General features: G+C 61.8%; 7 protein-coding genes. 3 read left to right on the forward strand and 4 right to left on the reverse strand.

Annotated features, from left to right (window positions below; genetic code table 11):
• Positions 1-444: MFS transporter (locus ARTSIC4J27_RS20020; RefSeq protein ID WP_152683725.1), on the reverse strand; the 444-nt coding region annotated here is incomplete at its 3' end.
• A 1127-nt stretch (positions 445-1571) separates the two neighbouring features.
• Between ARTSIC4J27_RS20020 and ARTSIC4J27_RS20025 the strand changes: the two genes are divergently transcribed.
• The 3 genes from ARTSIC4J27_RS20025 to ARTSIC4J27_RS20035 all read left to right on the forward strand — a co-directional run bounded on the left by ARTSIC4J27_RS20025 (position 1572) and on the right by ARTSIC4J27_RS20035 (position 3990).
• Positions 1572-1850: a hypothetical protein gene (locus ARTSIC4J27_RS20025; RefSeq protein ID WP_050056971.1), complete on the forward strand. Its 279-nt coding sequence runs from the start codon at positions 1572-1574 to the stop codon at positions 1848-1850.
• The gene (locus ARTSIC4J27_RS20030; protein WP_050056972.1) at positions 1847-3403 is read left to right on the forward strand and encodes an aldehyde dehydrogenase; all 1557 of its coding nucleotides are present in this window, start codon (positions 1847-1849) and stop codon (positions 3401-3403) included. Before ARTSIC4J27_RS20025 ends, ARTSIC4J27_RS20030 begins: the two co-directional genes overlap by 4 nt.
• A 143-nt stretch (positions 3404-3546) precedes the next feature.
• A complete protein-coding gene (locus ARTSIC4J27_RS20035) occupies positions 3547-3990 on the forward strand; it encodes an SRPBCC family protein (RefSeq protein WP_050056973.1) in 444 nt (147 codons plus the stop codon).
• Positions 3991-5450: 1460 nt separating this feature from the next.
• Here the strand turns inward: ARTSIC4J27_RS20035 and ARTSIC4J27_RS20045 are convergent.
• From ARTSIC4J27_RS20045 to ARTSIC4J27_RS20055, 3 genes are all read right to left on the reverse strand, one after another.
• Entirely contained in the window at positions 5451-6638 is a 1188-nt protein-coding gene (locus ARTSIC4J27_RS20045) for an acetyl-CoA C-acetyltransferase (RefSeq protein ID WP_050056975.1), read from the reverse strand.
• 435 nt (positions 6639-7073) lie between these two features.
• Positions 7074-8207: an acyl-CoA dehydrogenase family protein gene (locus tag ARTSIC4J27_RS20050; protein ID WP_235436790.1), complete on the reverse strand. Its 1134-nt coding sequence runs from the start codon at positions 8205-8207 to the stop codon at positions 7074-7076.
• 280 nt (positions 8208-8487) lie between these two features.
• A complete protein-coding gene (locus tag ARTSIC4J27_RS20055) occupies positions 8488-9420 on the reverse strand; it encodes an isocitrate lyase/PEP mutase family protein (RefSeq protein ID WP_050056977.1) in 933 nt (310 codons plus the stop codon).
• Between the last annotated feature and the right edge of the window lie 167 nt (positions 9421-9587).

Consider the following 9587-nt stretch of genomic DNA (forward strand, 5'->3'; position numbering starts at 1 on the left):
CGCCATCACGAGCGAGAGCCCCAATGAAACAATCCGGACTTGGCGTGCAGTAGCACGTGGCCGCAGGAGTCCCCAGCTCAGTGGGAGGGTAACAGCGAAACCCAAAAGGAACCGGCCCGCTACAAGAGGCCAAAAACCATCACCTGTCGCAGCCAACGCGCATCCCAGCAGAGCCAGGACGGTCAGCGTGATAAGGACCTTGCGATGCCCATAGATGTCACCCATACGTGCAGTAAGGCCAACAGAGATGGCACTGCCGACCATCATGGCGTTAAGGACCCACCCGATTTCCGACCCAGACAGGCCGGACTCAGCCGCCATCACCCCCACCAGCGGAGGGAGAGTGCCCCACTGAATGTCCACGGTTACACCGCCGAGCAAGACCAGTGCAACTAACGATGTGAACCGACCGGCACGAGCCTCGGCCGATAGAGATTGTGTCATCTTTGACCACCTGTGTTTTTGGACCCAGAAATCTCTGGAGTCATCATTTTTAAGTCAATGGCGCAACAAAGCGAACTCCATGCGCAATTTGAGTGTTCAGCGAGCAACGGACTTCTGAACGCTTACACTTCCAAGCCTGGCCTGACGCAGGTAAGGGCAAACCGTCTCGCTGCTGATCCCATAGGCACGGGCAAGGACGGCTTTCGGTACACCGCTGCCCGGCGCCGACAGTTCGGCGGCCCGGTGTTGGCGCCGACCCTTTCTTGACCCCATAACCAGGGCAACCTTGTTCTCGAGCCATAACTCTCCTTAGAGCGCCTTTGGCATCGTAGTCAAGACGCGTCCTTCAACGCAATATCTGCGTGCGTACATCGCTCTCACGCCTGACGGCTACAGGCGGCCGCCCTGACACCCGCAGCGACGGTTGGAGATCCGCCGGGTAGGCAGCGTCCGTCCAGGCCGCGCCGTCCGTGGTCGAGGGGGCTTTAACGCCTGGCGCAACGCGGACCGGGCATAGTCCCGGTGCCAGCCGATCAAGTTCACCGACTCGGTAAGGATCTGACCCTTCACCTTCCCGTCCGCGGGTACCGCAACGCCAGATTCTTCGTCACTGCCTGGCACTCATCCATAGTCACCCCCATCCACAACAATCAACGCTGCTGCGAGGCCAGGAGCCACCCGTCAAGTCTGAGGATTTCCTAATGAGGCAAACGCATCGATCCCCCCGAGGTTCTTATGAGTCAACTCGGACACTTGCTTGCGCGCCGGCATCAGGTTACGATTCTATGAATTCGATTCCATGACAAATAGTCGATGACGTGTTCGCAGTGCTTTAAGGAATGGCTCGCGTTGCGGGCCCTGACGCCAATGATGATGAGACAGGGCTGAGGTAACAGGCATGGGTTTGCCCAAGAGCAAGGTCGCATTTGGGACGGGAGCTGCTCGCACTCAACTGCGTTCACACGCCATCAGCATCGACGCAGTAGGGGGCTGACATCATCGCCCTGGACATCTGCTCCAAAGACGTCGCGACGGTAAACTGTGACCCGGCACCGCGGGTCGGTCTCCAGGAGACGGGCCGGCTCGTCGAGTGCTTGGGCGGCCGTATCGTGTCCGGGGTAGGAGACGTGCGCGGACTCGAGCAAGTACAGAATGTCGCCCCCCCGCTGATTATGTACCAGGCGCTGTCCGACGTGCCCGCGCCCGACATTGACATCCCCGGCGTCGACGATGTCCGCGGCGCGTTCGCGTCCCTCAACGCGCTGGCGGACCTGCCGGGGATCGTGTCCAACGAAGTGTCGGACACGGTCGTGTGGTTGTCATGGAATCACACTAAGTTCATCACCGGCGTCGCGCTACCTGCCGACGCCGGCAACACCGTCAAGAAAGGCAATTGTTTCATATGATCGAGCACGATTCCTTCTTTATCGACGGCGCCTGGCGCGCCGCAAAGTCCGACCGTAGCTTCGACGTGATCTCGCCACGCTCAGAAGAGCTCGTCGGACGTGTCCCTGCCGCCTCGCGCGAAGACATTGACGAGGCGGTCGCGGCAGCGCGCCGGGCCTTCGACGACGGCCCCTGGCCCCGGATGAGTCCTGCCGAGCGCGCGGACTACCTCACTCGCATCGCCACTGGCATCGAGAAGCGTCAACATGAACTGGCGCCCCTGATCTCCGAAGAGCTGGGTTGTTCCATGCCCCTCTCGCAGTACTACATGACGGTAGCGCCCGTGTTGAGCTTCAACTACTACGCTGAGATAGGGCGAACGCTGGAGCTCGAGGAAGTCCGGATCAGTGATCTCACGAGCTTCACCGGGGGATCAGCAGGCGGCCCCACGGTCCCGATGGCAGGCAACAGCCTCGTCGTGCGGGAGCCCGTTGGCGTGGTGGCCTCGTTCCCCGCCTACAACTTCGCGGTTCCGGCGATCGGACAGAAGCTGGCGCCAGCACTGATCGCAGGCTGCACCGTGGTGATTAAGGTCCCTGAGCCCACCCCGCTTGCCACGTTCGTCTACGGGGAGATCTTCGAGGAAGCAGGTCTCCCGCCCGGCGTCGTGAACATCGTTGCGGCCGAGCCGGCCGAGTCGGCGTACTTGGTCGAGCACCCCGGCATCGACATGGTCAGCTTCACCGGATCGGATGCGGTCGGTGCCAAGATCGCATCAGCCTGTGGTGCTCTGGTGCGGCCGGTCCTCCTGGAGCTCGGCGGCAAGTCTGCAGCAATCGTTCTGAACGACGCGCGGCTGGAGGACGTCGTACCCGCGCTGGTCGGTGGCAGCGTCGGCGCCAACTCGGGACAGCACTGTGTTGCGCGGACCCGGTTCATCGTGCCGGCCGAGCAGTACAACGAATACGCCGAGGCGCTCGCGCAGGCGTTCTCGTCCCTCAAGATCGGCGACCCTATGGACCCGGACACGGTGGTCGGGCCGCTCGTAACCTCCAGGCAGCGTGATCGCGTCGAGTCGTTCGTCGAGGAAGCCCGTCGTGAAGGAGCTACGGTGGCTACTGGTGGTCAGCGGCCCGCCGACATGTCCGTGGGCTGGTACTACGAGCCCACGCTGATCACCAATGCTCACAACGGGATGAAAATCGCCCGCGAAGAGGTGTTTGGCCCCGTCGCCGTCCTCATCCCGCACGACGGAGAGGAAGACGCCATCCGCATCGCGAACGAGAGCCCCTACGGCCTCGCGGGGTCGGTGTTCACCGCTGACGACGCCCACGGCTTCGAGGTCGCACGGCGCATCCGGACAGGGACCTTCTCGGTTAACACCGTCACCGCCGATCTGGGTTCACCCTTCGGTGGGTACGGCAAGTCAGGGATAGGACGCGAACACGGCCCGACGGCCGTGGACGAGTACCTCCACAGCCGCACGATCTCGATGGATCCGGGCAAGCAGCTGCCGGACGCGGTGACCAACGGGGTGCGCCGCGGTGACGGACCGGGAAGCCTCGAACCGTAACCACAGCCGTCCGGAACAAGACGCAAATGGGGAGACAGAGCGCAGAACCCAGGTTTAGCCACCCGCAGCCCTGTCCGTCCAAAGCCAATACTTCACAGATCAGACCAGTCCCCGCCTCAACGGGACAATCGAAAGGGCCACCCGTGGCAATCATCTTGAAAGCAGCAAACCTCAGCGTCACTCCGGCTGCCGCTTGGGACATCGTCGATCGCTTCATGCGAGCCGACATCCGCGTGTTCAGCTTCATTAAGGAGAATCGCATCGAAGGTCCTGTGCGAACCGTGATCTCCGACGTCGCGGGAGGCCTCGAACAGCCGGAACTGAACATCACGATCGACCCTGAGCACATGTACGCTTCTTACACCGTGCTCGAATCGGCGTTCTGGAAGGCGACCTATCACCACGGGTCCATGCGGGTCTTCGACACTGGCGACGGTCGCTGCCGGTTCGAGTGGATCACCGACGTCGCTCCGGATTCCTGGGCGGCCGAACTCGACGGTGAGTATATGGACGCGCTGTGGTCTGATCTGGTCAAGGTCCTGGAGACGGGTAAGGAAGCACCGCTGCCCCAGGTTGCCGGCGCCTAAAGTCTCAGGCAGCCTTGTCAGTCGCACCTGTGAAGTCTTTCTCCGCGTGTGCGCGGCAGCATATGTCACAGCGGCGTGCGCGTTGCGGCAGGGATGTCGTCCCTGCCGCAACTGGACGATCTCGCCCCGTTCCTTCCGATCGGTTGCTGCTCAGGTCGCCGCGACCCAGGGTTCGAATCCACGCCCCCGCCTTCATCGACATGCTGAAGGGCGAACGTCGGGAAGATCATCGTGGGGATTTGACCGTCTGTAGCGGCGGTTGGCTGCTGAGTCCCGAGACTGGCGCACCATGCGTGACAGCGGAGCTCTCACGGAGGTGACCTTTCCGGCGGGCCTTGCCCTGGGCTCGCGCATCTCCCAGTACGAGCTGGCCGACAAGATGCAAATGAGCATTACACCTGCGTGGAGCGATCCGCCGGCTCTCCAGCGAGGGCCTGATATCGCAGCAATGGGCGCAGTAGCCCAGAAGCTTCTACCCGTCACACGGGTCTGGGGGTAGGACACGAGCACGGTGCACCGGGAATTCCACCGGGCCGTCTACGCGGCCTCATACAATGACGTCATGATCAAGGCTCCCGGATGACCTGTGGGACAAGTCCGACCATTTACCGCCGCATCGAGGGAGTCGGCGGTATTAGGCGGTTCTCTCCAGGGTTACCACCTGGACATTTCCCATTCCTCCAGGGCTCCGGTGACCGAGACTGTTGGCGTTGGGGTGCGGGCGGGTTCGGCAGCTTTTGCGCCGTCGCGCGGCAATGACGATGACTCGTATAAGGAATCCGACACGTGCTGGTATCGAAGTCAAAGCTGGCGATTGCTGGAAGCGCCGTCTCCATGGAACAAGTCTTCACTTCCCACCTCATCTGACACCCATGCCGTCTGCTCCCCTGGTATATCCCCGGACGATTGGCGGTCCGACATCCGGATGCCTTAAGACGTGGACCTTTCCCATAGCGGTGCGCTTATGGCCCTAATCCGCCGCTTCACACACGTTCCGTTCGAACCGGATCGTGCCTGCCGAACCGATGATTCCGGAAGCGCATTGAGTGGCACCCTGGAATTCAGAAAAGGTTGCTGGCGCAGCACCGCAGACTACGCAATCAGCCCGCCCTGCGCGGGCTGTTCGATGCTGATGAATCAATCCGCCGCCAGGCCGTCGATGGGCTGACCGCCAGCATCTTCCAACTCGCCTCGGGCAGCATTGGCGTAAGGTGCCCCTCTTCCGCGATACGAATCCACACGATGCGTCGCTCGTATGTCTGCCACGTTTCGAGATGCTCAAGGTGCTTGCAGAGTTACTCACCGGTGCCAGCAAAGAGGGATCACCCGTGAGGACATCGACGCAACATGCGTCCTGAGGCCTTCCCCAACAGTACGCGGAAGAGTCCAACAGACGGTTCACCCAGCGCTTCCTGGTCGTAGCTGTGGACAGACCGCGAAATTGCCGGGCAGGCAGTAGGTCAGCGGGATAGCAGCAGCGCTTCGCCCTGGCCTCCGCCGCCGCACAGTGCTACGGCTGCTTTGCCAGCGCCGCGGCGCAGGAGCTCGTGCACGGCGGAGACGACCACCCGGGCACCGGATGCGCCGATGGGATGCCCGAGGGCGATCGCTCCCCCGTTGACGTTGACTTTGTCCATGGTGAGACCCAGCTGCTCGGCCGAGTGCAGTGCCACGGAGGCAAAAGCCTCGTTGATCTCCACGAAGTCCAGGTCCTCCACGGTCCAGCCTGCTGTCTCAAGGGCTTTGTTGATGGCGCGGGCCGGTTTGTCCGGCAGCGAGGTGTCCGGGCCCGCGATCTGCCCCGGGGAACTCACGGTCGCGAGGATCCTGAGGCTATGGCTCTCTGCATAGCTGCGGGTAGTCAGGACGACGGCGGCGGCGCCGTCGTTCAACGGGGAGGCGTTGCCAGCGGTAACGGTGCCGGTTGGGGAGAAGGCAGGCCGCAGTCCGGCGAGCGATTCGGGCGTGCTGTTGGCACGCACGCCCTCGTCGCTTCCTACGAGTTCGGCTTCCCCGCGACGCCGCGGCACCTTGACCGGGACGATCTCGGCGTCAAAGAGCCCGGCGGCCTGGGCAGCCGCGGCCCGGCGGTGGGAGTCGGCGGCGGTTTGATCCTGGTCGGCACGACGGATACTTAAGGCATCGTTGACCCGGTCAGTGGCCAGTCCCATTGCCTCATGGTCGAAGGCATCCGTGAGGCCGTCATGGGCCGCGGAGTCGACCAGCGCAGCGTCACCATAAAGGTGCCCGACCCGGGAATCCCGCAGCAGATGCGGGGCGTTGCTCATGGACTCCTGGCCGCCGGCGACTACCACCTCGGCTTCTCCCAGGCGCAGCATCCGGCTGGCGTCGATGATGGCACTGAGCCCGGAGAGGCAGACCTTGTTGACGGTAGCCGCATGAGCACTCAACGGGATGCCTCCTGCCACGGCAGCCTGCCGGGCAGGGTTCTGTCCGGCTCCCGCCTGCAGGACATGTCCCATGATGACCGCGTCGACGGCATCAGGACGTATCTTCGCCTTGTCCAGCGCCCCTGCGATCGCGGCGCCGCCGAGTTCAACGGCGGACAGCGGTGCGAGCTGGCCCATCAGCCGGCCCTGCGGTGTACGAGCGGCCCCGACGATGACAACATCAGTACTGCGATTCATTTTTCTCCTCGAACGGGTAAAGGGGCGGGACTTTTGGTCCTCGGTAACTGTTGGCCGCCATTGCTTCGGGTTGCAGCCACGGGTACACGCAGATCCGGATGGAATTCCATTCCGGTTGCCCTGTCCAGCAAGGGGCTCAGGCCCAGCGTTGTGGAGTAGGTAATTGGCGCCAAGGATGATGCAGAAATCAATTTGTCCGGCCCGGCCGCCGCACGCTCATCCATCCGGCGCCGACCTCGGTAGTGAATTCCACAGCTCTGACAAAAGTGTCCCATACGTCATCAGCTGGAGTGGAGCGGTTATTTATCGATCCGTGCCAGGGGGGCGGCGAGCAGCGGTGGGACCAAGAAGCTTCATTTTTAGAGGGGACGGTGACTGGAAGAAGACGGCACCCTGCCAACATCGCTGTGTGATAGGTCGAGCGTGCTCGCCGAATCAGTCATGATTACTGTTCCCTTGAACAGGCCGAGAGCTACCTTGCCAATCTTCCAGCAATGCGGGCGCGATCTGAACGGCGTGTTGCGGACCCACCAAAAGGTGGTTCATTGCGATCCGGGCGTTGGCGTTAAGACGAGCAAAAATTCCGTCCTTCGCAACCACGTCTGAACCCGCCCACAGCGATGCGGTCGCGATGATGTCATCAAGCGACCGGTAGAGGTGAAGTGCTGCTTGCTCGATCAGTGCGGTGTGCAGTTCAGTCATACGGTGCTCTGCCGCCGCCTCCCAGAGGTTCTTATAGGAGTCCAGAATGAATGCGCGCGACGCTTCGTACAGCGAAGCAACCCGAACGAAGTCGGCTTGAAAGAGCGGATACTCGTCCAGCGACGGCACAACTCCGCGACGCCGTCCTCGAGCGGACTTCGCCATTTCCTCGATCGCTCTTTTCGCCAGGCCGAGTCCCGTGCCGACATGGTGCAGGGTCGTGACCGATGTAAACCCCTGAGTGAAAGCTGGCTCGTTAGGAAATTCCGTGCCGTCGTGGATTGCCATCCACTTTTCCTCGAGTACGTGTTCCTTCACTAGATAGGAACCTGAGCCTGATCCGGCGAGACCGGACGGGTCCCAATCGTGCTTCCACTCGACGTGCTTAGGGTCCACCCAAATATGGACGACATTGGGCTCCCCGTCCTCGCCGATGAGCATCTCGTCGTTCTCATTGAGCAGGGCTACCCGGCTAACCACTCGCGTCGCGTGCTGCGAGCCGGATCCAAAAAACCTGGGTGGCGCTTTGACGAGATAGCCACCCTCGACTGGCTTTGCGGTGCCGAAGGGTCCTTGCGGGGCACCCGAGCCGCAGGCGACGCCGTCTGCGTTTGGGCCGATCAGTTCCCGCAATGCTTCAGCCGGCAGAAGCATCCCGATGAACAGGGTGCCTGTCTGATGGTTACCGTAGACCCAACCAGCTGAGGCGTCCTGGCGCGAGATCTCCTCCGCGATCTGGATATAGGTAACGGCGTCCACACCCGCGCCTCCGAGGTGTTTTGGCAGCATGACGCCATACAGGCCGGCGTCCTTCCACGCCTGCACGACCTTTGCGGTAATGACCTTGTCCTGGTTGGCCTGCGGCACCTCGGACTCTACGAGCGGCCCCAGCGAACGTGCTATGCCGACCCACTTTTGCGCTTCTTCTGACGCATGAGCAGTGTCACAGGTCGGGGTGTCAATTACTGACTCCATAATGTTGACCTCCGTAGGGCGAAATTTTCGAGTCGTGATTGGATGCAAGGGTACTCGGTTGCTGTCGCGGCTGGCTTAGGCATACGGTAACGGGAGTCGCGAGGAGCCCTCAAGCCGAATGACAGCACAATAAATGCCGCTGGTCTAAATTTGAGCGCCGCCGGCAATGCAATCATGACGCGGCATCCGATGCTTGATAGCGGACCGCGAGCTCGCCCCACTCGCGATAGCGAATGGTTTCCTGGACGGTCTTGGCGGTGCCGGAATAATCCGCGTCAACCATGCCAGTTTCTTTGAGTTCGGTCAGCGTCTTGATAGCTGCTTCGTATATTGCGTAAGAGACAGGAACCGGGTCAAGCAGAATCTTTACACCGCTTTGAAGCGCAAATTCACGCTCTTCGCGTGTTGCGCTGCCGAATCGGATGGGCACCATCATCACCGGCACTCCGGATGATGCCTCTACAGCTTCTGCAGCGTCCTCCCAGTCGAAATGGGTTGGCTTGATCACATCAGCCCCAGCCTCTGCGAACAACCGCATCCGCAACAATGCCTCGTCCTTCGATATCAGAGCACTATCAGTCCTCGCCACGATGACCGTGTCAGGATTCCGCCGCGCCTCGACCGCTGCCCGGACCCGCTGGACAGCCGCATCACGTGTCAAGTGGTGGTTGTCGTCGAACCGCATGACGTTCCCCAGCTCTTTGGGGGGCGTGTGCTTGGGGTAGGCGAAGTTCGTGTCCTCGATCATCACGCCAGCGATACCGGCAGCCTCCGCCAACTGCACCGCCTGACGTACCTGGAGTGGGTTGCCTCCCCCGTCGTCGAAATCGACGATGAGCGGAATGTCAATTGCCCGTGTGATGCCCCGGGCGACATCGATGATGTCGCGGGTGGAGATCATGGTCATATCCGGAATCGCATGGTACGCGACCGATACGGTAACCCCGCCGCCGATGGTCACCGCACCAAATCCTAGATCCTGGGCTACCCGCGCCGAGAAGGGGTCATGAACCCCGGGAATATGAACCAGCCCATCACCCGCGATCAGTTCACGCAAGCGAGCGGCGGCCGACACTGGCCTCGTTGTTGTACCGCTCAGCGGCATTCGGTGTTCCTCTCTATAGAGTGCAGGTGTGGTTGCCCGCAGCGGATGCGGGTGCAGAGTGTTCCGAGAGTCCCCGCGCAGCGGTACTGCAGGCTGGAACGGCTCACGACACTAGCTGCGGAGGCCGGCCTGGACCATGAGGGGCAGAATCTCGTCTTCCATCTGTT

Origin of the sequence: Pseudarthrobacter siccitolerans (assembly GCF_001046895.1) — a bacterium.
GTDB lineage: Bacteria > Actinomycetota > Actinomycetes > Actinomycetales > Micrococcaceae > Arthrobacter > Arthrobacter siccitolerans.

Coding starts and splice junctions, on each gene's coding strand:
- ARTSIC4J27_RS20030 (WP_050056972.1), top strand. CDS start 1,847: ATGATCGAGCACGATTCCTTCTTTATCGACGGCGCCTGGCGCGCCGCA.
- ARTSIC4J27_RS20045 (WP_050056975.1), bottom strand. CDS start 6,638: ATGAATCGCAGTACTGATGTTGTCATCGTCGGGGCCGCTCGTACACCG.
- ARTSIC4J27_RS20055 (WP_050056977.1), bottom strand. CDS start 9,420: ATGCCGCTGAGCGGTACAACAACGAGGCCAGTGTCGGCCGCCGCTCGC.